The sequence below is a fragment of the Cohnella soli genome (assembly GCF_042655525.1).
GTDB classification, from domain to species: domain Bacteria; phylum Bacillota; class Bacilli; order Paenibacillales; family Paenibacillaceae; genus Cohnella; species Cohnella soli.
Genome location: NZ_JBHSMI010000009.1, coordinates 19,688 through 42,954, shown reverse-complemented (window position 1 = coordinate 42,954; position 23,267 = coordinate 19,688). Strand labels below are relative to the sequence as shown.

General features: G+C 54.0%; 22 protein-coding genes. 18 read left to right on the top strand and 4 right to left on the bottom strand.

From position 1 onward, the window contains the following. Positions 1 to 253 precede the first annotated feature (253 nt). The 7 genes from ruvC (at position 254) to yajC (ending at position 7,231) form a co-directional block, all read left to right on the top strand. Positions 254 to 757, top strand: a complete 504-nt coding sequence (gene ruvC, locus ACFPOF_RS04845) for a crossover junction endodeoxyribonuclease RuvC (protein WP_378130144.1) — start codon at positions 254 to 256, stop codon at positions 755 to 757. Then, complete coding sequence (ruvA, locus tag ACFPOF_RS04840) at positions 754 to 1,380, top strand: Holliday junction branch migration protein RuvA (RefSeq protein ID WP_378130142.1); 627 nt, start codon at positions 754 to 756, stop codon at positions 1,378 to 1,380. Before ruvC ends, ruvA begins: the two co-directional genes overlap by 4 nt. A gap of 66 nt (positions 1,381 to 1,446) precedes the next feature. Further along, positions 1,447 to 2,424: a Holliday junction branch migration DNA helicase RuvB gene (gene ruvB, locus ACFPOF_RS04835; RefSeq protein WP_378130445.1), complete on the top strand. Its 978-nt coding sequence runs from the start codon at positions 1,447 to 1,449 to the stop codon at positions 2,422 to 2,424. A 60-nt stretch (positions 2,425 to 2,484) separates the two neighbouring features. Next, positions 2,485 to 4,620: a SpoIID/LytB domain-containing protein gene (locus ACFPOF_RS04830; protein ID WP_378130140.1), complete on the top strand. Its 2,136-nt coding sequence runs from the start codon at positions 2,485 to 2,487 to the stop codon at positions 4,618 to 4,620. Then, positions 4,620 to 5,696 carry a tRNA preQ1(34) S-adenosylmethionine ribosyltransferase-isomerase QueA gene (queA, locus tag ACFPOF_RS04825; RefSeq protein ID WP_378130443.1) on the top strand — a complete coding sequence of 359 codons (1,077 nt, stop codon included), beginning with the start codon at positions 4,620 to 4,622 and terminating at the stop codon, positions 5,694 to 5,696. The genes ACFPOF_RS04830 and queA overlap by 1 nt, the downstream gene beginning before the upstream one ends. A gap of 61 nt (positions 5,697 to 5,757) precedes the next feature. Continuing rightward, positions 5,758 to 6,891 carry a tRNA guanosine(34) transglycosylase Tgt gene (gene tgt, locus ACFPOF_RS04820; RefSeq protein ID WP_378130138.1) on the top strand — a complete coding sequence of 378 codons (1,134 nt, stop codon included), beginning with the start codon at positions 5,758 to 5,760 and terminating at the stop codon, positions 6,889 to 6,891. Between the two features lie 22 nt (positions 6,892 to 6,913). After that, on the top strand, positions 6,914 to 7,231 hold the full coding sequence (gene yajC / locus ACFPOF_RS04815) for a preprotein translocase subunit YajC (protein WP_378130136.1): 318 nt from the start codon (positions 6,914 to 6,916) through the stop codon (positions 7,229 to 7,231). 61 nt (positions 7,232 to 7,292) lie between these two features. Here the strand turns inward: yajC and ACFPOF_RS04810 are convergent, their stop codons facing one another. Next, positions 7,293 to 8,162: a phosphatase PAP2 family protein gene (locus ACFPOF_RS04810; RefSeq protein ID WP_378130134.1), complete on the bottom strand. Its 870-nt coding sequence runs from the start codon at positions 8,160 to 8,162 to the stop codon at positions 7,293 to 7,295. A gap of 68 nt (positions 8,163 to 8,230) precedes the next feature. Beyond that, positions 8,231 to 8,629 carry a TIGR04086 family membrane protein gene (locus ACFPOF_RS04805; RefSeq protein WP_378130132.1) on the bottom strand — a complete coding sequence of 133 codons (399 nt, stop codon included), beginning with the start codon at positions 8,627 to 8,629 and terminating at the stop codon, positions 8,231 to 8,233. Between the two features lie 192 nt (positions 8,630 to 8,821). On the opposite strand from ACFPOF_RS04805, the gene ACFPOF_RS04800 reads away from it, so the two are divergent. Beyond that, the gene (locus ACFPOF_RS04800; RefSeq protein WP_378130130.1) at positions 8,822 to 9,523 is read left to right on the top strand and encodes a DUF421 domain-containing protein; all 702 of its coding nucleotides are present in this window, start codon (positions 8,822 to 8,824) and stop codon (positions 9,521 to 9,523) included. Between the two features lie 27 nt (positions 9,524 to 9,550). On the opposite strand, the gene spoVB is transcribed toward ACFPOF_RS04800, so the two are convergent. After that, entirely contained in the window at positions 9,551 to 11,140 is a 1,590-nt protein-coding gene (gene spoVB, locus ACFPOF_RS04795) for a stage V sporulation protein B (protein WP_378130128.1), read from the bottom strand. 151 nt (positions 11,141 to 11,291) lie between these two features. Between spoVB and ACFPOF_RS04790 the strand changes: the two genes are divergently transcribed. From ACFPOF_RS04790 to ACFPOF_RS04745, 10 genes are all read left to right on the top strand, one after another. After that, positions 11,292 to 11,573, top strand: a complete 282-nt coding sequence (locus ACFPOF_RS04790; RefSeq protein ID WP_378130126.1) for a post-transcriptional regulator — start codon at positions 11,292 to 11,294, stop codon at positions 11,571 to 11,573. Positions 11,574 to 11,681: 108 nt separating this feature from the next. Beyond that, positions 11,682 to 12,956, top strand: a complete 1,275-nt coding sequence (gene secD, locus ACFPOF_RS04785; protein ID WP_378130124.1) for a protein translocase subunit SecD — start codon at positions 11,682 to 11,684, stop codon at positions 12,954 to 12,956. Further along, positions 12,946 to 13,857 carry a protein translocase subunit SecF gene (gene secF, locus ACFPOF_RS04780; protein ID WP_378130122.1) on the top strand — a complete coding sequence of 304 codons (912 nt, stop codon included), beginning with the start codon at positions 12,946 to 12,948 and terminating at the stop codon, positions 13,855 to 13,857. Before secD ends, secF begins: the two co-directional genes overlap by 11 nt. Positions 13,858 to 13,920: 63 nt before the next feature. Beyond that, positions 13,921 to 14,859, top strand: a complete 939-nt coding sequence (locus ACFPOF_RS04775) for a cation diffusion facilitator family transporter (RefSeq protein WP_378130120.1) — start codon at positions 13,921 to 13,923, stop codon at positions 14,857 to 14,859. A gap of 97 nt (positions 14,860 to 14,956) precedes the next feature. Next, a complete protein-coding gene (gene recJ, locus ACFPOF_RS04770) occupies positions 14,957 to 17,419 on the top strand; it encodes a single-stranded-DNA-specific exonuclease RecJ (RefSeq protein ID WP_378130118.1) in 2,463 nt (820 codons plus the stop codon). Positions 17,420 to 17,429: 10 nt separating this feature from the next. Beyond that, positions 17,430 to 17,597, top strand: a complete 168-nt coding sequence (locus tag ACFPOF_RS04765; protein ID WP_378130116.1) for an NPCBM/NEW2 domain-containing protein — start codon at positions 17,430 to 17,432, stop codon at positions 17,595 to 17,597. A gap of 211 nt (positions 17,598 to 17,808) precedes the next feature. Beyond that, positions 17,809 to 18,324: an adenine phosphoribosyltransferase gene (locus tag ACFPOF_RS04760; RefSeq protein WP_378130114.1), complete on the top strand. Its 516-nt coding sequence runs from the start codon at positions 17,809 to 17,811 to the stop codon at positions 18,322 to 18,324. A gap of 175 nt (positions 18,325 to 18,499) precedes the next feature. Continuing rightward, positions 18,500 to 20,704: a RelA/SpoT family protein gene (locus ACFPOF_RS04755; RefSeq protein WP_378130441.1), complete on the top strand. Its 2,205-nt coding sequence runs from the start codon at positions 18,500 to 18,502 to the stop codon at positions 20,702 to 20,704. 36 nt (positions 20,705 to 20,740) lie between these two features. After that, positions 20,741 to 21,187 carry a D-aminoacyl-tRNA deacylase gene (gene dtd, locus ACFPOF_RS04750; RefSeq protein ID WP_378130112.1) on the top strand — a complete coding sequence of 149 codons (447 nt, stop codon included), beginning with the start codon at positions 20,741 to 20,743 and terminating at the stop codon, positions 21,185 to 21,187. A 59-nt stretch (positions 21,188 to 21,246) separates the two neighbouring features. Further along, the gene (locus ACFPOF_RS04745) at positions 21,247 to 21,432 is read left to right on the top strand and encodes a hypothetical protein (protein ID WP_378130110.1); all 186 of its coding nucleotides are present in this window, start codon (positions 21,247 to 21,249) and stop codon (positions 21,430 to 21,432) included. 101 nt (positions 21,433 to 21,533) lie between these two features. On the opposite strand, the gene ACFPOF_RS04740 is transcribed toward ACFPOF_RS04745, so the two are convergent. Further along, on the bottom strand, positions 21,534 to 23,225 hold the full coding sequence (locus tag ACFPOF_RS04740; RefSeq protein ID WP_378130108.1) for a methyl-accepting chemotaxis protein: 1,692 nt from the start codon (positions 23,223 to 23,225) through the stop codon (positions 21,534 to 21,536). Positions 23,226 to 23,267 lie beyond the last annotated feature (42 nt).

The window sequence follows — 23,267 nt, the reverse complement described above, 5'->3', positions numbered from 1 at the left end:
AATAAAGTACTTTAGGGACGCAATCGTTTCGAGGCAGCGTGCTAAACGAGCGGATGCGGGCGGGATGATTCATGCAGTACACTGTCCGCGTGCTAGTAGGTATGGCGATGCCTCACCGGTAATCTTCATCGCGATGATTGCTACTATTAGTTCCCCACCTTTTCCCACGCGTTGTTCTCCTTCTGTTCTCATAGAGGCGAACATTTGCTATAATGAGAGGAATGCGCGACAAGCGACTGAGAGGGGACGAACCGTGAGAGTGTTGGGCATCGACCCTGGCATCGCCATTATGGGTTTTGGATTTATTGATAAGTCGGGGCATAAGCTCGCACCCGTGCAGTACGGCTGCATTCAGACGGAGGCGGGTACGCCGCAGGAAATCCGTTTAAAGCAAATCTATGAATCTTCTTGCGAGTTGCTCGATCGGTATAAGCCGGACACGGTTGCGGTCGAGAAGCTGTTTTTCAACAAAAATGTGACGAACGCGTTCAGTGTCGGCCAAGCAAGAGGTGTATTCATGCTCGCGGCGGCGCAGCGAGGGCTGCCGATCTCGGAATATACGCCAATGCAAGTGAAGCAGGCTGTCGTCGGTTACGGCGGGGCGGAGAAGAAGCAGGTGCAGGAAATGGTGAAAATGCTGCTGAAGCTGACCGCGATCCCGAAACCGGATGACGTAGCCGATGCTTTGGCGGTCGCGATCTGTCACGCGCATTCCTTAGGCATGAACGAACGCATGAACGGAGCGAAAAGAATATGATCGATTTTCTAAGAGGGAAAGTTGCACATTTGGAGAGCGAGTACGTTGTACTGGACGTCCGTGACGTCGGCTACCGCGTGTTCACGCCGAATCCTTATGCGCTCGCGAAATCGGAAACCGCGATCGAGCTCTACATCTATCATCACGTTCGCGAGGACGCGATTCTGCTGTTCGGATTTGCAACGCGCGACGAGCAGGCGTTGTTCCGCAAACTGCTGGAAGTGTCGGGCATCGGACCGAAGGTTGCCCTCGGCGTTCTCGCTGGAGGCAAGCCTGAGAGAGTTGTAGCGGCTATCCAGCAGGAGGATGTCAATTTCCTGACCAAACTGCCCGGCATCGGGCGGAAAACAGCTCAGCGGATGATTCTCGATTTGAAAGACAAGCTCGGCGGCTTCGATAGTGCCTGGTCAAGTACGGGCGATATATTGACCGCCCCACTACCAGTAACGGTTAAGGACGCCGGCGGATCGGCCTGGTCGGAAGCGCGCGAAGCGCTTGGCGGACTCGGTTATCGAGATGCCGAGCTCGATCGGGCGTGGCTCGCGATGAAGGATGAAGTGTCCGGATTTGAATCGGCCGACGTATTGATTAAGAAAGCGCTCCAGAAGCTGTTCCAGGGCTAAGTGGGCGCGTAAGTGGAAGGAGGCATCGCGGTGGAAGAGGAAGATCGCATCGTCGCCGCCCATCTCATGATGGAGGACCAGACGGTCGAATACAGCCTTCGTCCCCGGTACTTGTCCGAATATATCGGTCAGGCCCAAGCGAAGGAAAATTTGAAAGTATACATAGAAGCCGCGAAGATGCGAAGGGAGCCGCTAGATCACGTGCTGCTGTACGGGCCTCCGGGTCTTGGCAAGACGACGCTTTCGAACATTATTGCTAACGAACTCGGCGTCAACATTCGCACGACAAGCGGACCGGCGATCGAGAGACCGGGGGACCTCGCTGCAATATTGACGAATTTGCAGGAGAACGACGTGCTGTTCATCGACGAAATTCATCGCATTCATCGCACAGTCGAAGAAGTGCTGTATCCGGCGATGGAAGATTTCGCGCTCGATTTCATTATCGGGAAAGGACCAAGCGCCAGGTCGGTCCGGCTTGACTTGCCGAAGTTTACGTTAATCGGCGCGACGACGCGTGCTGGCATGCTGTCCGCACCGCTGCGAGATCGATTCGGCGTTGTCAGCCGTCTGGAGTATTACACGGAGGATGAATTGTCTTACATTGTCAGCCGCACCGCCGATATTTTCGGCGTCGGTATCGTCGGCGAAGCATCTCGAGAAATTGCAAGACGTTCTCGGGGAACGCCGCGTATCGCCAACCGGCTGCTCAAGAGAGTCCGAGACCACGCGCAAGTGCGCGGGGACGGCATCATTACCGATAGCATTGCTAGCGACGCGTTAGAGCGCATCCAGGTCGATCCGATGGGACTCGACAGTATCGATCATAAGATGCTGAGGGCGATGATCGTGAACTACGGGGGCAGGCCTGTAGGACTGGATACGCTCGCGGCGTCCATTGGAGAGGAAAGCCAGACGATCGAAGACGTGTACGAGCCGTATCTCATGCAAATCGGTTTCCTGCAACGAACACCTCGTGGACGCGTGGCAATGGCAGCAGCATACAGACACCTTGGATTGCCGGTGCCGGACGGTGCTAACTGAGCTTGCCGAAGCGATGCCGCAACTGTTTTCGACAGTATGCAAAGTTTGGAGGGGAACTTATTGATCGTTCATAACAATCGCCGCTATTACCGGCTTGCCTTTCTGCTTCTTCTGGTCGCGGCGGTCGCGACTGGATCTACCCGTGCCGTCGTGCATGCAGCCGTAAAAGTACCGGACACGATTCGCGTTGCGCTGTTTCTTAACCTCACCTCGAAATATCAAGCGTTAACGTCCGTCGCGACGCTCCAGGCCGCAGGGGGGATGAATATCGTTTGGAGAGACCCTCAGTTTTCCGTTGCTGCGGATTCCGTCGCAGCAGGACAAGCGGCTCGTTTCTCGATGGACGGTTATCGGGCGCTTCTGCTTGAGACAACGGATGTAACCGCTGCTCTTGCCGTCTTGAAAAAAGTACAGGCCAGTTCTTCGGCCGCTTTCATAACTCAGTTGCAGAAATCGGGCAAGACGGTATACCAAGTGCAAGAGGGCGTATACGCGACGGCGGCGACGGCTTCGTCGGCGCTCACGAAATGGACGAACGCCGGCGTCGCTTCGGGCGTCCAGACGCTTCTCAGCGCGCGGGTCGTCGGGCCTTGGGCTGTCGAAGCGGGGCCTTACGCAAGCTTAGCTGATGCGAAGGCGGCAGCAGCAACAATAGGAGCGGCAGGTCTGGACGCTTTCGCGGCGCTTAAGCCGCAGAACGGCGCTATGACGTATGTGGTTAGAGTCGGGCAAGAAGCAAGTTCCGCCCAGCTTCAGTCGATACAGCAATCAGTGTCTGCTACGGGCGCTACAGGAGCACGCATACCGGCAGCAACCGAGCCTTACGCCGCGATCCGCATGGATGTCACTTACAATGGCAGCGCGAACAAAGCGATCCCGTTATATGCCATTTCGTCTGGAGCCGGAGCTGTACTGCGGGCGGATCCCGCAGGCGCGGGAGGCATTCAGCTCGTCGAGCGCAGCAAAAGAACGTACAGGGGAAGCATGGAAATGAGCGTGCTGAACCAATCGCTTGCCGTCGTGAACGACGTTCCATTCGAGCAATATTTATATTCCGTCGTCGGGGCGGAAATCGGCTCGTCATGGCCGCTCGAGGCGCAGAAGGCCCAAGCGGTCGCGGCTCGCACGTATGCGTTATCGTCGGGTGTCGGCTTCCAGATCGCAAGTGTTGTCGATACGACGCTCAGTCAAGTGTACAGTGGTATCGGCTCCGAGAACGCGAACTCAACCGCAGGGGTCGATCAGACGAAAGGCGAGATCTTGTCGTCAGGCGGAAGAGCGATCAGCGCGGTGTTTTCTTCGAATTCGGGCGGCATTACGGCTGATAACTTGACGGAGATTTGGGGCAATGACAGCACGAATTTCGCCGTCGCCGCCCCGAGTCCGGACGAAGGCCCGCAGAAGGGGCTGCTCAACTGGTATTACGTAGCTTTGCCGACGGGACAGACCGGGTTCGTCCGTTCCGATCTCGTTGCTGCGAGCGGACAGAAACACATCAGCGGGGCGAACTTGCTGAATGTCAAAGGGGACGGCGTTGCCGTCCGCAATAAGCCACAGGCCTCGACAGCTGAACCGATCGCCCGCGTCGGTTCCGGCACCGTGCTTGTGCAGCTCGGCGTTGTGCCCGAATATACTGAATACAGTTGGATCGAAGCGCCGATGACGCCCGAGCAATTGCTCACCGCCCTGAACAAGAGGGCAAAGTCGCCGATCTCAGGACCGCTTCTGACGCTTGAAGTGACAAAGCGAGGTCCGTCAGGTCGGGCGACCGAAGTGTCGGCGAACGGCGTTCCGGTTAACGTCGGAGTCGGCGATAATCTTCGCGGCGCGCTCGGTGGAAACGGCACAAGCTTAAAAAGCACGCTTTTTACACTTGAGGAAACAGGGCGTTACACCATTGTGGGCAAAGATGGCGCAACGATAGAAGTGCCTCGTCAGCAAGGTTCGATTCAAGTGATCGGCGCTGACGGTTCCGTAAAGCAGCTGCAAGGACCGAACTTGTTTATTATGGACGGCAGCGGCTCGCTCAGAGCTGCGACGACGACTCCGCAATTTGTTTTTACGGGAAAAGGTTTCGGCCACGGACTCGGGATGTCCCAATGGGGTGCGCGAGGGCTTGCGGAGCAAGGGTATGACTATCAATCCATCCTGCTATACTATTATAAGAACGTAACGATCGAAAAAGGTGCCTCATGATGAATGTCAGCGATTATGATTTTGATTTGCCGGAGGAGCTGATCGCCCAGACTCCTCTGCTTGATAGAACTTCCTCCCGCCTTCTCGTGCTTCATCGGGAAGACGGGAGGACGGAGCATCGGACTTTTACCGATCTGGCCGAATTCCTGAAGCCGGGAGATACGCTCGTATTAAACGATACGAGAGTTCTCCCGGCCCGTCTGTTCGGGACCAAATCAGATACGGGGGCCAAAGTCGAGCTTCTGCTCCTCAGAAGAATAGAAGGCGATCGTTGGGAGACGCTCGTCAAGCCTGGCAAAAGAGTCCATGCGGGGGCGAGGCTTTCTTTCGGGTCGACGAATGAAGAGTCGGGAGATGCCGCGAAACCATTATTGACCGCGGTCGTAGAAGAAGAAGGAGATATGGGCGCTCGCGTCATCCGGTTTGAGTACGAAGGTATTTTTAACGAATTGCTCGACAGACTCGGCCAGATGCCGCTTCCTCCATATATCAAGGAAAGACTATCCGACCGGGAGCGTTACCAGACGGTCTACTCCCGCCACGAGGGATCGGCGGCGGCTCCGACGGCGGGCTTGCATTTCACGGAAGGCTATTTGGACCGACTGAAGGCGATGGGTGTCAACCTGTGTCCGATAACTCTGCACGTTGGGCTTGGCACGTTCCGGCCCGTAAGCGCGGAGACGATCGAGGCGCATGAGATGCATGCGGAATGGTACTCCGTAAGCGAGCAAAGCGCGAAGTTGTTGAACGAAGCGAAAGCCGGCGGAGGCCGGATCGTCGCGGTCGGTACGACATCGGCGCGCACGCTGGAAACGTTAGGCGGAAGATTCGGAGGAGGGCCTGTCCAAGCATGCGACGGGTGGACCGACATTTTCATCTATCCGGGTTATCGGTTTCAACTGGTTGACGCTTTGATCACGAACTTCCACTTGCCCAAGTCGACGCTTGTGATGCTGGTCAGCGGGCTTGCCGGCAAAGACAACGTGATGAACGCTTATCGCGAAGCGATCGACAGGGGATACCGCTTCTTCAGCTTCGGAGACGCAATGCTCATCCTAGGGACGGATGCGAAATAACCGTTCGTCTATCCCTTGTCAGTCCCTTATGATCGACTCATCGACAGAGAGGAATCCAAATATGGCAGTCCGATACGAATTGATTAAAACTTGCGCCCAAACCGGCGCGCGGCTCGGAAGGGTTCATACGCCGCATGGCGTCATCGAGACGCCGACCTTTATGCCAGTAGGCACGCAAGCATCCGTAAAAGGAATGAGTCCGGAAGAATTAAAGGCGCTTGGAGCCGAAATCATCCTCAGCAATACTTATCATCTGTTCCTTCGTCCCGGACATGAGCTCGTCCAAGCGGCGGGCGGCTTGCACAAGTTCATGAACTGGGACCGGCCGATTCTGACCGACAGCGGCGGCTTCCAAGTGTTCTCTCTAAGCGAAATGCGCAAAATTACAGAAGAAGGCGTCGTGTTCCGTTCCCATTTAAACGGGGACAAACTGAGTCTGACGCCGGAAAGCGCCACGCATGTGCAGAACGCTCTAGGCGCGGATATCATCATGGCGTTCGACGAATGCCCGCCTTACCCGGCGGAATACAAATACGTCAAGGAATCGACGGAACGGACAAGCCGCTGGGCGGAGCGGTGCTTAAAAGCGCACGGGCGTCCGAACGACCAGGCGTTGTTCGGCATCGTGCAGGGCGGCATGCATAAGGACTTGCGTAAACAAAGCGCGCTGGATTTGACTTCCCTTGATTTTCCGGGGTATGCTATGGGAGGTTTGAGCGTTGGCGAGCCTAAGCATCTCATGTATGAGATGCTGGAAGAGACAGTTCATCTGCTCCCTTCCCATAAGCCCCGGTATTTAATGGGAGTCGGCTCCCCGGACGCCTTACTGGACGGAAGCATTCGCGGTATCGACATGTTCGATTGCGTGCTGCCGACGCGAATTGCGCGCAACGGTACGCTGATGACAAGTCAAGGACGCTTGGTCGTCAAAAACGCCAAATACACGAACGATTTCGGTCCGATGGACCCGGAATGCTCCTGTTACGCATGCCGGAACTATTCGCGCGCTTACGTAAGACATCTGATTAAAGCGGACGAGATGTTCGGTCTGAGGCTGACGACGATTCACAACTTGCATTTCCTTGTGCAACTGATGGCGCAAGTGCGTGATGCCATTCGGAACGATCGGTTGGGCACGTTCCGAGATGAGTTTTTCGAGAAATATGGAATGGCTGGCAACGAAAGCGGCTTCTAAAAACGAGGGGAGTTAACGATTTATGTGGTTAGCGGAAAAGGGTTCCGAAGGTAGTATTTGGATTACAATTGCACCGTTCATTCTGATGTTTGCCATTTTCTATTTCCTGCTGATTCGTCCGCAGCAAAAGAAACAGAAGCAACGCGGCTCGATGCTGAATGCTTTGAAGAAGGGCGATAAAGTCGTAACGGCTGGCGGTCTTCACGGCACGATTGCCGAAATCACGGACGACACGATCGTGCTGAAAGTAAACGACGTCACCAAGCTGACGTTCGAACGTTCTTCCATCAACAATGTAACTGCCCGCTCCACGGAGAAAGAATCCGGAAGCAAAGAATAAATATTACGAGCATCAAGCAAAACACCTTTCCCGCATGACTTTGGTCAACGGGAAAGGTGTTTTATTTGTTAAACGAGGAGTCGAGCGATCTGGAAGGCCTGATTTTCGATTTAATACGATCTGCAAGCTTGCGTGGGTTATCGCTGACGGCCCACGAGCCGAATTTCAAGCCGATTGCCGAGGCGCATGCAGCAAGCGCAATGCCCGCAACCATGTCGGTAAACCAGTGAATACCGAGATAGAAAATAGAAAACACAATGACGATAGCATTAATCCAAGCGAAAGTCGCCCATCGGCGAATACCGGACTTGCTGGCGATAAAGGCGAGTGTCATGGAAATCGATGTATGCAAGCTCGGGAAGCAGTTGTTAATACCCGAGAGGCTGCGATATTCTTGCTCGAACCGTGGGAAAACTTCTGGAATCAGGAAATGCACTTGCGGATGCACATACCACACTTCATTTACGGGGACGAACAAGTAGAACGGAACAGCGATGAAGTAATTCATCAGCATGGCGACGCAGAAGGCGTAGTAAAGCTTAAGATTTTTTTGGTGAGTATAGATGCCGACTGACGCAATCATGACGGCTTGGAACATGACGAGGTAGAAGACGGAACAGATAGCTGTTAGCCAATCGGAGCGAAGCTTCGATTGCAGCCATGCGGGCCAATCGCCTTCCCAGCCGCTTAAGATGGGGGTTAAGTCATATTTGACATTAATCCATTGCTCAAGTTTTAACTCGTTTTTGTTCAGGAGAATGATGGCCAGCACCGCACCGAAAAAAAACAAATATTTGCGCGAGAGCACGAGCGATTTCACAAATATCCATGCGGTCGCGAGCGGTTGTTTGCCCGTACCAAAGCCGATCAACACAGCGACCGCTATGGCCGTGCATATCGATACAGTTGCCATGCTGTCGAACAGAACCATTTTGTGCCTCCTGAATGTCTTTCCAATTCATCGCTCTATTATAGCACAAATAACAAATGTTACTCTCCTTACCGGGAACTCGACCCCGTATTGACGCCGAGCATCCCGCCGAATGCGCCCGACAAGCAAGTGATGAGCAACAGCAGTGGAACCGCAGTCGTCCAGCTTGCATCCGTCGCAAGGAAACTGATTGTCATAAGCAGCAATGTGTACAGCAATCCATTTGCCATGCCGAAATACCAGCCCCGGCGTCCCGATCGTTTAGCAGAGACGAAACCACCCGCAAGTGCGGAGCATCCATGCACCCCGAATACCCACGGCAACATGCCAGATTCGCTGAATGAGGAGTTTGTCAGCAGGGCCGAAAGCAGAAGTGCGCCAAGCGCAAGCCAGATGCCTGACCAATACAGCCCGGACACGACGGGAGAAGCGTTGCGCAAGCTTAAAAATCGCGAAAATGTACGCAATAGAATCACTCCTTAAACAAAATCGTTCTCGTTATTTTAAAGCTTATGGCGGTTGTCCCTTGCGTAGTACAGGCTTGATAGAGGAGAGAGCGTGATTCCCATTTTTTCCGCTGATCGTTTGGGAATGATGCTGGGGGTTGGCGGTGACAATAGAAATCCTGCTTCAAAATGCGATTCGGCGGAGGGAAAAACATGGAGCTGGCGGGCATTTTGCTTCGAACGTTGTTCATGTATCTCTTCATTTTCCTAATCATGCGCATGATGGGGAAACGCGAAATTGGGAAACTTTCCGTATTTGACCTCGTCATCTCGATAATGATCGCAGAAATCGCCGTTATCGTTATCGAGTCGTCGGATAAATCGTTATATTTGGCGATAGCTCCGATCGCATTGCTTGCGATTGTTCAGCTCGGAATCGCTTTTGCTTCCTTGAAGAGCAGAAAGATCAGGACGCTAATCGACGGCAAGCCAAGCGTTATGATTCGAAATGGGCGCTTGAATCGTAAAGAAATGTTCAAACAGCGGTACAATCTTGACGATCTGATGCAGCAGCTTCGCGAAAATCAAGTGGCGGACATTAGAGAAGTCGAGCTCGCCGTACTTGAATCGACGGGCAAGTTATCGGTTATCGTGAAGAAGCAGGAAAATAGTCCGACCCAAAGCACGACGGAAGCGGAATACGCCGATACGTCGATCCGGCCGAAATTCCGTTACGAGTTGCTGCCGATGCCGTTAATTTTGGACGGGCAAGTGCAGGATGACAATTTAGAGAAAATTGGAAAAACCAGGTTTTGGCTCAAAAGCGAACTGGGCCGTTACGAAGTCGATAACTTCAAAACGGTATTCTTCTGCAGCATCGACCACCGGGGCAAGCTATACGTCGACAAAAAGTGATCGAAGGACCCGATGGGCGGCAAGCGATTAAGCCGGCTTTCGAGGACGGAAAAACCGACCGAGCAGCGGCAGCCGTTCCGCATCGCGGCGATCAACGATTTTCAAGAGGATAAGCAACGCCAAGTAAGTCAATGTGGCGAGTATGCCGGCGGCGAACAAGTTGGCAATCTGAGCTTTCAAAGGACTGTTGTTCCAGCACCACATTGCGACGGCGCTCATGACGATCATTGCCGACGTTACTTTCAGGAAGTCGAACGGATTCATCCGGAATCCGGTAAACCTTGCGACGCTGATCCAATGAAGGAGCGTAACAAGCAGCATATTAACGCCAATGGCGATAACGGCACCGGTGATACCGAATTCGGGTTTGGTGGCCAGTTGCATGATGAGGAGAAGCTTTACGGCTGCCCCGGCGAACGTATTAAATAGGGCGGTGCCCGGACGATCAAGCGCTTGAAGCGCGGCTTGCAGAGGGGCTTGCATATAGAGGAAGATCGCAAGCGGTGCGAGCCACCTCAGCATGTCTGCCATCGAGTCGCTGCCGTAAAGAAGCGTACAGAGAGGGTCGGCCAGCAACCCCATGAGTACGACAAACGGAGCGCCGGTTACGACAGCGAGTCTCATCGATTGATGCAAGCGGGCATGGATTGTCGCCCAATCTCCACGCGAAGCGGCTTCCGACAAAGAGGGGACGAGGGAGACGGCAAGGGAGTAGGTGAGTGCTCCGGGCAGCAGAAGGAGCGGGATGACCATCCCTTGCAATGCGCCGTATTGCGCTGTCGCTCCAGCTGCCGTAACGCCCGCAATCGTTAGACAGCGCACCGTTAATATCGATTCCAGCAAATAGGAGAGCGAGCCGATAATTTTGCTTCCCGTTACAGGGAGCGCGGTTTGCATAATCGCCCTCGTCCTGCTTACCGGGCGCGGGTTCGCTGAAGAGGCTTTATCATCGCTTGCCGCCGGGTTCGTCTTTGTTTGCTTGCGATCGCCAATTAATTGAACACCCAGTACGGCGAGTCCCGCCAATTCGCCGACGACCATACCGAGTACGGCGCCAGCAGCGGCGTATTCGAGACCATGGGGAAGAAAAGCCCAAGAGAAAGCGATCGTCAGTACAATGCGAAATACCGTCTCGGCAGTCGCAGATAATGCTGAAGGAATCATATTCTGCTTGCCCTGGAAGTAACCGCGCCAGACGGAGGAGACGGCGACGAGAGGCAACACGGGAATCATGGTCAGAAAGGCGGTATGAACACGCGGATCGGTCATTATTCGCGTTGCGATGAAGTCCGATAAGAAGAAGCAGACACCCGCCAAGACAAGGCTGAAGCTCAGGGAAATACCGAGCGCAGTTCGCAGGATGCCGCCGGATTCGCGCGAGTCGCCGCGACCGTCCGCTTCCGCCACGAGTTTGGCGACGGCTAGCGGGATTCCGCCGGCGATGAGCGTCAGCATGACGACGGTGAACGGAAATACGAGCTGGATCAGGCCAACGCCTTCGGCACCGATCAAGCGCGGAAGAGCGATTCGCGGGATGAAGCCGAGAATGCGGTTCAGCAGCCCGGCGGCCAGCAAAATCATCGCTCCTCGGATGAACGATTGTTTGCGCGAAGACATGAAATCCCTCTTTCCTTCTATCAGGCCTGCCCCGACCGGGGTTAGTCCATATGTATGCGACGGTTGTCCAGCTTCATGCATGAGGCAGGATTTTCGTGTGCCATATCGAATAATTAATCTGACAACCATCAGTGCGGGAGGGATCGCAGCAGTGGAAGGGAACGACGAGCTTCAGCCGTCCGACGAACTGAACGAGGCCGAACTGAACGAAACGATCGAGCGTCTATGTCGAAGCAAGGCGGAAGAATTCCATCTGATCGGTTACGATCAAGTAAGCGGCGCGGACGTATGGGAGTGTGTAAGCGACAAGTACCATAAGAAAGGCATGCCGCAGCTGCACGTGATCGTCAACGACATTTTGTCGCTGAAAGTGACGCAGTTCATGAATCACATTACGCTTAACATGTATCGGGGCGACATGAGCAAACGTTAATTCGCCAAACGAAGTCTTCTCTTCGCGAGAAGGCTTTCTTTTTGACTTCTTTTTGGCGGCGTAGGTATAATAGGAACATTGAGATTCGAAAGGGGACCGCAAACAGAGATGAAACGACTATTGGCTTTCGTGCTTATCGTGGTTATTGGCTTCGCTGTAATGGGCGTGTTTACGCCGAAGCTGCTCGATGGCACGAAGCTCGGCCTGGACCTCAAGGGCGGAGTGGAAATTCTTTATGAGGCGCATCCGATTACGGCAGGCGGCACAGTAACAAAGGAATCGTTGAACAAAACGGCGATGAGCCTCGAAGATCGCGCGAACAAAAGCAAAGTCGCGGAACCCGAAGTGACAACGGAAGGTAAAAACCGCATCCGTCTCAAAATCGCCGTATCGACAGGCAAAACCGACAAAGAACGGGACGAAGCGGTTCAAAAAATCCGCGACTTGATGAAACGTCCGGCAGAACTGCAGTTCCGCAGTGCGGACGGATGCAAAGACGGCTCTTATTGCAAAGTCGAAATGTACGGCAATGAGTTCAAGGAAGGCGCCGCTAAAGTCGAATACGGCAGCTTGAACGAGCCGATCGTACGAATCGAAGTAAAAGAAAAGAGCAAGCTGACGGAAGTATCCACGAGACTCGTCAACAAAAATCTCGCGATTTACTTGGACGACAAAGAAATATCGGCTCCAGTCGTTCAAGGCGTGCTCGATCAAGGAACAGCTGTCATTACCGGCCAAGGCACGCGCGAAGAAGCGCAAAACTTGGCGGATATTATCAACTTGGGCGCGCTGCCGCTTAAGTTGACCGAGAAATATACGCAAAGCGTAGGCGCGACGCTCGGCAAGCAATCGCTGCATGACACGTTGTTCGCCGGCGGTCTGGCCTCCGTACTGATTTTGTTATTTATGCTCGTACTGTATCGCGTACCGGGCATTGTCGCCAGCATTTGCTTGATTACGTTCACTTGGCTGCTGCTTGGCGTCTTCTACTTAATGGGGGCTACGCTTACGCTACCTGGCATCGCGGCATTTGTCCTTGGCATCGGCATCGCGGTTGACTCGAATATCATTACGGCCGAACGGATCAAGGACGAGCTTCGCCATGGCAAGACAATCGCTTCTTCGCTGCGCGCAGGCGCGAAAAACAGCTTCCGGACGATCATCGACGCTCATATTACGACGATTATCGCCATGACCGTGCTCTATTTCATGGGTCACGGTATCGTTAAGAGCTTCGCGATCGTTATGATTGCCAGCATTATCGTCAACATCGCGACGAACGTATTCTTGCCGCGTTACTTGCTCTCCTTGCTGATCAAGAGCGGATATATTAACAAGCCGTCGTATTATAGCGTGAAGGAGAGTGACATCAGTGCGCTCTAAAAGATCGTTCGATTTCGTTCATACAAGCCCGCGATTTCTGACTATATCCGCTTTGATCTTGCTGATCGGACTGATCATGCTCGGAATTAAAGGATTGAATTACGGTATTGACTTCAGCTCAGGTACATCTGTCGATATTACGGTTTCCAAGAAGATCGAAGAGGGCAAAGTCCGGTCGTTCCTAGAAGGGCAGAACTTGGGCGAGTTTACATTGACGTCCGCGGAGTTGCGGGAATCGATCCGCTTCAAACATGCGCTGAACGAGGCGGAAGAGAAGAAATTAAAATCAGAGTTCCAGGCACAGATCGATCCGAACTCCTCGTTCGAAGTGTTTATCGTTGACGTCGAGATTGCGAAGGAGCAACAGCGGAATGCCATCATCGGCCTTCTCGTAGCCAGCCTTGGCATCGTCATCTATGTGAGCATTCGCTTTGAATGGCGATTTGCGATATCCGCGGTTGTGGCTCTCCTATACGATGCGTTGTTCGTTATCTGTATGTTCTCGATTTTCCGATTGGAAGTAAACTTGCCTTTCATATTGGCGGTATTGACTATCATAGGTTATTCCATCAACGATACGATCGTTATTTTCGACCGCATCAGGGAGAACTTGCGGTTCGCGAAAATCAAGTCCCATGCGGATCTTGACAGGCTAGTGAATGATAGTATCTGGCAAACGATGGCACGTTCCATCAACACCGTTATTACCGTATTGATCGCGGCTATCTGCTTGTTCGTGTTCGGCGGAGAATCGATCAAGCTGTTCTCGCTTGCGATGATCATTGGTCTCGTCAGCGGCGCTTATTCTTCCATCTTTATCGCAAGTCAGCTCTGGTTGTTCTTGAAGAAAAGACAACCGATCAAAAAAGCGGTCGCTACAAAACCCCAAAGCACGCCATAATCGCCTGATCGATAGAATGACGGATAAGGGACACAACGGCGCAACCGAAAAGGGGGAGCTCTAATGGCGATGGAACAACGTTCCGTCTCGGCGGAAAGAGGATCTCTAGTCTCGTTGTGGGGATTGCTCGGATTATGCGTCCTGAAAGGCGCAGCGGGCTGGGTGACGGGAAGCAAGGCGCTTCTCGCCGACGCTTGCCAGTCCGCAGCCGATTGCGCGGGCACGATGACGTCGTATATTGGCATACGTCACGCACGCAAAAATCCGAAAGCTTCCGAGCGATCAAAGCAACATCCGGAAGCTATCGCAGCTATCTTACTGTCCGCCGTATTGCTTGTAGCGGGCATTGAGATCGGCGTCTCATCGATCCGATCGCTCTCTAATGGTCCAGATAAAGCGCCCGGCGTTGAGGCGGTCGTTGTCATAGCCGCAGGCATTGGCATTCGGGAAGGACTTGTGCGTTATAAGCGTCGTCGGAATTCCAGTTGCGGCATGAGAGGCGATCCGCTTGCCGATGACCGGTCGGACAAATTTGTTTCGTTGATCGCTCTTGTTGGCGTATCGGGAGCCGTCGTCGGAGATCTATATGACAAACCTTACTTGTACGTGCTCGATCCGGCGGCAGGCATCGTGATCTCGGCATTTGTCGTTCGGATGGGTTATCGGCTGACGGCCAACGCTTTACGAGCGGCGGAACGAAGCGTGCTGGAGCAATCCGATGCCCAGACGATCGTAGAAGCCGTTCAACGCGTCGACGGCGTCATGACGGTCGATGAAGTGAAAGCGGAAGAACACGGTCACTACCTTGTCGTCGACGTTGTTGTGCGGGTTAATCCGCGAATGAGCGTATTTGAAGGTCATGACGTCGCGATGAGAGTGCGAAGGCAGCTTACGAAAAGATTCCTTCACGTCATGGATGTGAATGTGAACGTGCAGCCTTACGATCCGGGTTTCCCTTACAAAACAAACCTTCAAGAAGAAGAAATGTCGTTATTGCAATAAAAGGGGACGCGAATTGCAGTCCCGCCCCTTCTCGAATCCGCCGCCTCAATTGACGGCGGATTCGTTTTGGTTACGGGTGTAGAGAGGAGCGGCCTAATTGATCAAATCCAAGTATAGATGGGATATGCCGAGAATAGCGGAAAGCGAATCTACGAGACTGGCCGAAGAGATGGGCATAGATCGGTTGACGGCTGCCATTCTGGCAGAGCGGGGCTGGGCGAGCAAGGAGCAGGCCGAGGTATTTCTCGTAGCGGACGAAAGCGGGTTGTTGGACCCGTTCAGAATGAAGGATATGCAGGCAGCTGTCGACAGAATCAATCGGGCGGTGTCGGGCGGAGAGTTCATTCGGGTGTACGGTGACTATGATGCGGATGGCGTGACATCGACGGCGCTGATGACGCGATTGCTGGCGAAGCTCGGCGCTCGTTACGATACATACATTCCTCATCGAAGCCGGGAAGGTTACGGCCTTAACGTCGGCGCGATAGACTTGGCGGCGGAAGCCGGCGTTCAGTTAATCGTCACGGTCGACAACGGCATTAGCGCCGTGCAACAAATCGCTTATGCATCGTCGCTTGGCATTGACGTCGTCGTGACGGATCACCATGAGCCCCCGGAGACGCTGCCGGAGGCAGTTGCGCTCGTTAATCCGAAACAGAAAGATTGTCCGTATCCGTTCAAAGGACTTTGCGGAGCGGGCGTCGTCTTTAAGCTGGCACACGCGATGCTGGGCGGTCCCGAACTTTCTTTCGCCGACTTGGCGGCAATAGGCACGATCGCGGATTTAATGCCGCTCGAGGGCGAGAATCGGATAATCGCTAAGCTCGGACTTGAGCAAATGCGACGCGCACCGTTGCCCGGCATCGCAGCGTTAGCAAAAGTGTCGGGCGTGAAGACGGAGGAGCTCTCGAGCGGAAGGATCGCCTTTTCCTTGGCGCCTCGACTAAACGCCGGAGGCAGGCTGGAGCACGCAGGAATCGCCGTTGAATTGCTGCTTGCTGCTAAGGCGGATGAGGCGGAGCGCATCGCCATTGAATTGGACCGTCTAAATGTCGAGCGACAAGAGCTTGTTGAACGGACGACAATCGAGGCTGATGCGATGTGGAGGGCTTCCCCGGCGTTACCGGACGGCAGGGGGAGAAAAGCGATTGTTCTCGCCAAGGTAGGGTGGAACGCGGGAATCGCCGGACTGGTTGCCTCCAAGCTCGTCGAACGTTATTATTTGCCTGCAGTCGTGCTGGCGATTGATGAAGCGACGGGCAAATGCAAAGGATCGGCGCGGTCGATCGACGGGTTTGATCTATATGAAGCGTTATCGACATGCGCAGATTTGATGGACCACTTCGGAGGCCATCAGGCGGCTGCCGGTATGACATTGGATGTGGCTAAGGTCGACGAGCTGGCGGAACGCCTGCACGGCCTGGCCGAAGAGCGAGTGAGCGAGGAAGATTGGCAGCCTAAGCGTCGCGTCGACTTGCAGGCGACGATCCGGGAAGCCACGCTTGCTGCCGTCGACGGGATGGCGAAGCTTGAGCCGTTCGGCAACGGCAATCCGACCCCGCGCGTCGCTTTCCTTGGCGTAATCGCCAAGGAAAGCCGGACGATTGGCAAGGAAGGCAAACATCTTCGCGCCACTTTCGAGCAGGACGGACGAGTAATCGAAGCTGTTGCATTCGGTATTGGCGAAGAGCGCGAGCGAATCGTCGAAGGCGCCAGGTACGACGTCCTTGGAGAGCTGAGCGTGAATGAATGGAACGGCAATCGAAAAGTCCAAATCATGTTGAAGGACTATCGGTCGGATCATTTGTTCGTTCGCGACCGAAGATCGGACGGTGAACGTTGGTCATCGGCCGTAGACAAGCTATTGTCGCGCGTAGAAGGAACAGAAGTTGTGTTGTTATGCGCTACACATGAGGCTTACAGAGAAGCGCTGGATAAGTACGGTACGAATGGCATTCGTGTCAGCTTATGTGCGAACATCGACGAATCTCCTGCATTTACGGGTGAAATCGCAGCAGCGAAGGAAAGCGGGTCGTCCGGCGTACATCGATGCTGCCACGTTGCGCTCATCGGTTTGCCTGATGATGAGGGAGGTATGGCAATCTTAAAACGCTGGCTTCTCTCGAGCTCCGAGTTGGAGAGTGTGACAGTGCTCGCTTACGGCGAGACACAAAGAGTGGCTAAGAAGGCAGCACCTCCTGCAGCCGAGTTTCCCGATCGCAAACATTTCGCTGAAGTGTATGCGCTGTGTCGGGCGAAAAGCGCCTGGCTCGACAGTCCGGACGGATTCCTGAGAGAATCCGCGCTAAAGACAGGCTGGCCGCTCGCGACTGTGCGCATGATGCACGATGTGTTCATCGAGCTCGGGTTTATCGCAACGGATGGAGTTTCTCGCAATATGGTCTCGAACGCCCCTAAGCGTGAACTCGATCAGTCGGCCAAGTATCGCAAGTTCCGCGACGCGGCCGCAGGAATTTCCGAGTTTCGGGGATTGTCAGCGATGTCGCCGGATGAATTGAAGCGTTGGCTAGAGAGCTGCCACGCGCTGGCGCTCGAATGAACTCGAACAAGTGAATGTTCGTAACAAGCGCATCGGCACAATGAGCTCAAGCACGCCGAGTAAGTCGGTGGACGTCGACGTATCCGGCAAAAACGAGCTTAAGCTGATCGTGACGGACGCCGGAGACGGAATCAATTCGGACCATGCGGATTGGGCGGATGCGAAGCTGACAAAATAGTGAATAATAAGGTAAAGAAGGTTCCTCGTCGAACCTTCTTTACTTTTATTTAAAGGGGCTCCCTAGCCAAGGCTGGGTGAAAAAGTGTATAATGCAGTTCGTGCGCATAAGCGCGAATTACGCAGAAAAGCAAACGTTCGATTGCGAAACTTCATGCGATTGCGTTCATTAGCGGATGGTTGAACGACCTCTATAAAGGAGTTTGATACAAATGAATTTCAAGGACTATATCCGGGTTATTCCCGATTTTCCGCAACCGGGCATTCGGTTTAAAGACATTACGACGCTGCTCAAAGACGGCGCCGCTTACCGTGCCGCCATCGACGCGTTAAAAGAGCTTGTGAAGGACAAGCAAATCGATCTGATCGCAGGTCCGGAGGCACGAGGGTTTGTTATCGGCGCCCCGCTAGCCCTCGCGCTTGGCGTCGGGTTCGTGCCGATACGCAAAAGCGGCAAGCTACCGGGTAACACCGTCGAAGCGAATTACGACCTCGAATATGGCAAAGACAAGCTGGCTATTCACAGCGACTCGATCTCGCCAGGACAGAAGGTGCTTATCGCGGACGACTTGCTCGCGACGGGAGGCACGATCGCCACTTCGATCAAGCTGATCGAACAGCTTGGGGGCGAAGTGATCGGCGCGACTTTCCTGATCGAGCTCGGTTACTTGGCAGGACGCGACAAGCTGCAAGGCATCGACGTTTCCTCGCTCATCACCTACGAATAAGAGTATGAACCGAAGACATCCGCGCCGGAGACGGTGGTCGGATGTCTTTTTATCATCTTTGCTCCGTGTGCGCTAAGGTTGACGTTTTACGCGGCGAAGAGGCATAATGGTAGCAATCACTTTCAGGGGAAACTTATCGGCGCCTGGCGCCGGCGGAAAGGAACGCGGCATAGGCATGGGCACAGGCATGGACACGCTTCTCGAGAAAGCGGCCACATATATGAAAGATCAGGACTTGCGCAAAATCCGCGAAGCCTACGATTTCGCCGAAGAAGCGCATCGGGGGCAAGTCCGTAAATCCGGGGAACCTTACATTTTGCATCCGATCGCTGTCGCGGAAATTTGCATGAACATGCAGATGGACGTCACGACAGTGATGGCGGCTTTGCTTCATGATGTCGTCGAAGACACAAACGTGACGATTGACGATATTCGCGAGAAGTTCGGAGACGTCATCGCGGGGCTTGTCGACGGTCTGACGAAGCTGGAGCGCATCCAGTTCCAGTCGAAGGAAGAGCAGCAGAACGAGAACTATCGCAAAATGTTCGTGGCTATGGCTAACGATATCCGCGTTATTCTAATCAAATTGGCCGACCGTCTTCATAATATGAGGACGCTTAAGTATCAATCGGAGGAAAGCCAGCGGAGAATCGCGCAGGAGACGCTTGATATTTTCTGCCCGATCGCGCATCGGCTCGGGATTAGCTCCATCAAGTGGGAGATGGAGGACATCGCTCTGCGGTTCCTGAATCCCCAGCAATATTACCGAATTGCCCATCTGATGAAGATGAAGCGGACGGAGCGGGAGCAACACATTGAGGAAGTGATCGAGCGCATTCGCGAGAAACTCGACGAGATGGGCATCCAGGGCGATATTTCCGGACGTCCGAAACATATCTATAGCGTGTATAAGAAAATGTCGAGCCGTAACAAGCAATTCAACGAAATTTACGATTTGCTCGCCATTCGTATTCTCGTCGAGAACGTGAAAGACTGCTATGCGACGCTTGGCATCATTCATACATTGTGGAAGCCGATGCCGGGAAGATTCAAAGATTACATTGCCATGCCGAAGGCGAATATGTATCAGTCGCTTCATACGACGATTGTCGGTTCGACGGGGGAGCCGACCGAAGTCCAGATTCGCACATGGGATATGCATCGTACGAGCGAGATCGGGATCGCGGCCCACTGGGCCTACAAGGACGGCAATACGTCCGGTGTCGTCCAGAACAGTTTCGGCGAGAAAATGAACTGGTTCCGCGAGATCATCGAGCTGCAGAGTGAGACTCGCGACGCGGCGGAGTTCATGGAATCGCTCAAAATGGACTTTTTTACCGACCTTGTATTTGTTTTTACGCCGAAAGGGGAAGTGTTCGAGCTGCCGGCTGGCGCCGTACCGCTCGACTTCGCTTACCGCATCCATACGGAAGTTGGCAACCGGACGATCGGCGCGAAAGTAAATGGCCGCATTGTGCCGCTCGATCATAAGCTGAAGACGGGCGATATCGTCGAGATTTTGACATCCAAACATTCGTACGGACCAAGCCAGGACTGGCTAAAAATCGCACAGTCTTCCCACGCAAGAAGCAAAATCCGTCAATGGTTCAAGAAGGAGCAACGTGAGGAAAGCGTCGAGAAAGGGCGCGAGCTTCTCGATCGAGAGCTGAGAAGACTTGGCCTCGAGCCGCATGAGTTCATGACCGAAGAGAAGCTCCAAGAAGCGGCGAGGAAGTTCACGTTTAACGATGTCGAGGATATGATGTCGGCGATCGGCTTTGGCGGCATCACGGCGCCGCAAGTGTGCACGAAGCTGACGGAGAAGATGCGCAAGGAAGCGGAAGAAGCGCAGCAAATCCAGCTCACCTCGGAAGTGAAGGAAATGAAGGCGTCTGCTTCCGCAGCCGGTTCCCAGCGGAAGAGAGCAAACCAGGGCGTCAGCGTCAAAGGCGTCGACAATTTGCTCGTTCGGTTCGCCCGTTGCTGCAATCCCGTGCCGGGAGACGAAATCATCGGCTATATTACGAGAGGGCGCGGCGTCTCCGTCCACCGGACGGATTGCCCGAACATTCCCGCCGGCGATGACGGGGAAGAAGCGGCTCGCGTAATCGAAGTCGATTGGGAAGACGCGGTGGAATCCAATTACAGCGTCGAGATCGAGATTCTCGGACACGATCGGCGGGGATTGCTTAACGAAGTGCTTCAGGCGGTATCCGAGAGCAAAACAAACATATCTGCGGTGTCCGGCCGTTCCGATAAGAACAAGATGGCGATCATGCACATGACGATATTGATTCGCAATAAGGAACATCTGCAATCGGTCGTCGACAAGATCAAGAGAGTTAAAGATATTTTTTCCGTGCAGCGGATGATGCAATAAAGAACATTATAGAAATTGTCGTCGGAGGATACACGAATGAAAGTCGTATTGCAACGCGTCAAACAAGCGAAAGTCGAAGTGGATGATCAAGTCGTTGGCGAAATTGGCCACGGGCTTCTGCTGTTGGTCGGCATCGGGCAGGAGGACGAGGAACAGGATTTGGTCTGGATGGCGGACAAGCTGGCGGGATTGCGCATTTTCGAAGACGACTCGGGCAAAATGAATCTGTCGGTAGAAGATAGGCATGGTGCGATTTTGTCGGTGTCGCAGTTTACGCTATTCGGCGATTGCCGCAAAGGCAAACGCCCGAACTTCATGGGCGCGGCCCGGCCGGAAATCGCGGAGGAAATGTACGATAAGTTCAACGGCTTGCTTCGTTCACGGGGCTTGCAAGTTGAGACGGGCAAGTTCGGCGCGATGATGGACGTTTCCCTCGTCAATGACGGTCCGGTTACCCTGATCGTCGACAGCAAAAACGGTTAATTCCGGCGCGAATCGGCAACACTACATGTCAAACTCTTCTTGTTACGGAGGACGGCGGCATGAGACAATCGCGCAAGGAAACGAATTTGCAAGGAATGCTGCGGGAAGGGTTAATGCCTGAGCGCAGAGAAGCGATGGCCTACTCGGCGCAGATGCGAGAGGAATTCGGCGCCGACCTCGGAATGGGAGCGGCGCCGGTCGGCGGTGCTCACGGCAGGAAACAGCCTCCGGGTGGGCGCGGCTAGCATCAGATTCGGTTATGCAAAAAGCTCCCGAGGACGACTAAGATGTCGCCTTGGGAGCTTTTTTCGCGTATTGGCTGCTTGGCGGCAGTAAGCGGAGAGGCTTACCTTAGTTTAAACCGGACAAGCATGCCATTCAATTCTTCGGCGAGCTTGGACAGCGACTGGGACGAGGACGAGATTTCCTCCATTGTGGCGAGCTGCTCTTCCGTAGAAGCGGCATTGTTCTGGCAGGAAGAGACGACTTCGTGGCTGGCTTCGGAGACACCTTCGACCATCGTAACGATTTGCCGGCTGGAAGCCGCGAGCTGTAGCGAAGTACCGGATGTACGTTCGACTTGGGAACCGACTGAAGTTACGTTGGACTCGATCTCCGCGAAGACCCGGTTTACCGATTCGGCTTTCGTGAGCCCGATCGCGACTTTCTCGGCGCCGTAAGTCATCGCTTCCACCGCGCGGGTCGTATCGGCGACGATTTCTCCGATCAGTTCGGTAATTTGCTCTGCGGAAGATTTGGACTGTTCCGCCAGCTTGCGGATTTCGACCGCGACGACGGCGAAACCTTTGCCGTGTTCCCCTGCACGGGCGGCCTCGATGCCGGCGTTTAAGGAAAGCAAGTTCGTCCGGTTCGCGAGATCGGTAATGAGGCTCGAGATGCCGTTAATTTGTTGGGAGCGGCCGCCAAGCGCCTGAATGGCGCGCTCCGCCGCGCTTACGGAGCCGTCAAGCTCTTTCATCTCGGACCATACGTCCGCTACGGCTCTTTTGCCTTCACCGGATGCTTCGGACGCGACGCTGGCCAGTCGGGCGATTTCCCCATTTGCGGCCGCCACTTCCTGGATGCCGTTCGACATTTGCTGCATCGCTTCCACCGTCTCGGAGACATACGTTTGTTCTTTCTCCGCGGAAGCTGCGATTGCGGTCGTCGCCTCGACGATCTGCTCGGTGGCGCGTGTCGTCTGTTCCGCGCTTGCCGTCAGCTGCTCGGAGGACGCGGCGACCATGATGGCGGTTTCCTGCGCCCGGGACAAGATGTTGCGCAAATTGCGGACCATCCGGTTAAACGTATCGGCTAGCGCTGCAAGTTCGTCTTTGGATCGAAGAACGATTTCTTTGCTCAAATCTCCGTCTCCATCGGCGATGCCTTTCATTTGCGTATCCATCTGCTGCAAGGGTTTGGTGATCGATCGGCTTAAGAAGAAACCGATCGCCACGGCCACGAGAATACTTGCGGCGACGATGACGAGCATAATGACGCTTTGGCGGTCGTTTTCCTGCTTGCGATCGATGACGTCCTGGCTCAATTCTTTCATCAGTTTGTCGACCATAGCGTCGACCTTGACGTTCAATTCCTTGCGCGTCGAGCGTTCTTCATCGAAATGAATCTGTTCGGCTTGCTTGGCTTTTCCTTGTCCCATAAGAGCAATCACTTGTTTGCTGGCTTGTTCGTAGGCAGCGTAACGATCCTCGATCTGCGCGATCGCTTTCAGATCGGCTTCATCGGTCGAAGGGTTGGTTTTTAACGCTGCGATCAGATCGGTGAATTGCTTCTGTTTCTGCTCCAGTCCAGCCGAGAATTCGGTATCCCCGTTAAGCAGGTAGGCACGCTCGTCGTTCGACATTCCTGCGAGCACGTATTGGACGGACTTAAGCGTGTACCGGAGTTCGCCGTCTTGACGCATCTCTTCATTGGCGGAACGCATATGCTTAGCTTGATTGAAGGCATAGAGCCCGAGCGAAAAAAGAATGACGATCAATAACGCGAAGGACAGAAACAGTTTGCTGCGAATTTTCATGGACGACCCCTTCTTCCGACCGGATTCTTTCTAACATACTAC

What these genes read in the sequence shown, in the direction of transcription:
- ruvA (WP_378130142.1), top strand. Translation starts at nt 754, where the DNA reads ATGATCGATTTTCTAAGAGGGAAAGTTGCACATTTGGAGAGCGAGTAC.
- secD (WP_378130124.1), top strand. Translation starts at nt 11,682, where the DNA reads ATGAAACGACTATTGGCTTTCGTGCTTATCGTGGTTATTGGCTTCGCT.
- ruvB (WP_378130445.1), top strand. Translation starts at nt 1,447, where the DNA reads ATGATGGAGGACCAGACGGTCGAATACAGCCTTCGTCCCCGGTACTTG.
- spoVB (WP_378130128.1), bottom strand. Translation starts at nt 11,140, where the DNA reads ATGTCTTCGCGCAAACAATCGTTCATCCGAGGAGCGATGATTTTGCTG.
- ACFPOF_RS04745 (WP_378130110.1), top strand. Translation starts at nt 21,247, where the DNA reads ATGAGACAATCGCGCAAGGAAACGAATTTGCAAGGAATGCTGCGGGAA.
- yajC (WP_378130136.1), top strand. Translation starts at nt 6,914, where the DNA reads ATGTGGTTAGCGGAAAAGGGTTCCGAAGGTAGTATTTGGATTACAATT.
- ACFPOF_RS04800 (WP_378130130.1), top strand. Translation starts at nt 8,822, where the DNA reads ATGGAGCTGGCGGGCATTTTGCTTCGAACGTTGTTCATGTATCTCTTC.
- ACFPOF_RS04775 (WP_378130120.1), top strand. Translation starts at nt 13,921, where the DNA reads ATGGCGATGGAACAACGTTCCGTCTCGGCGGAAAGAGGATCTCTAGTC.
- queA (WP_378130443.1), top strand. Translation starts at nt 4,620, where the DNA reads ATGAATGTCAGCGATTATGATTTTGATTTGCCGGAGGAGCTGATCGCC.
- dtd (WP_378130112.1), top strand. Translation starts at nt 20,741, where the DNA reads ATGAAAGTCGTATTGCAACGCGTCAAACAAGCGAAAGTCGAAGTGGAT.
- ACFPOF_RS04810 (WP_378130134.1), bottom strand. Translation starts at nt 8,162, where the DNA reads ATGGTTCTGTTCGACAGCATGGCAACTGTATCGATATGCACGGCCATA.
- tgt (WP_378130138.1), top strand. Translation starts at nt 5,758, where the DNA reads ATGGCAGTCCGATACGAATTGATTAAAACTTGCGCCCAAACCGGCGCG.
- ACFPOF_RS04760 (WP_378130114.1), top strand. Translation starts at nt 17,809, where the DNA reads ATGAATTTCAAGGACTATATCCGGGTTATTCCCGATTTTCCGCAACCG.
- ACFPOF_RS04740 (WP_378130108.1), bottom strand. Translation starts at nt 23,225, where the DNA reads ATGAAAATTCGCAGCAAACTGTTTCTGTCCTTCGCGTTATTGATCGTC.
- ACFPOF_RS04755 (WP_378130441.1), top strand. Translation starts at nt 18,500, where the DNA reads ATGGGCACAGGCATGGACACGCTTCTCGAGAAAGCGGCCACATATATG.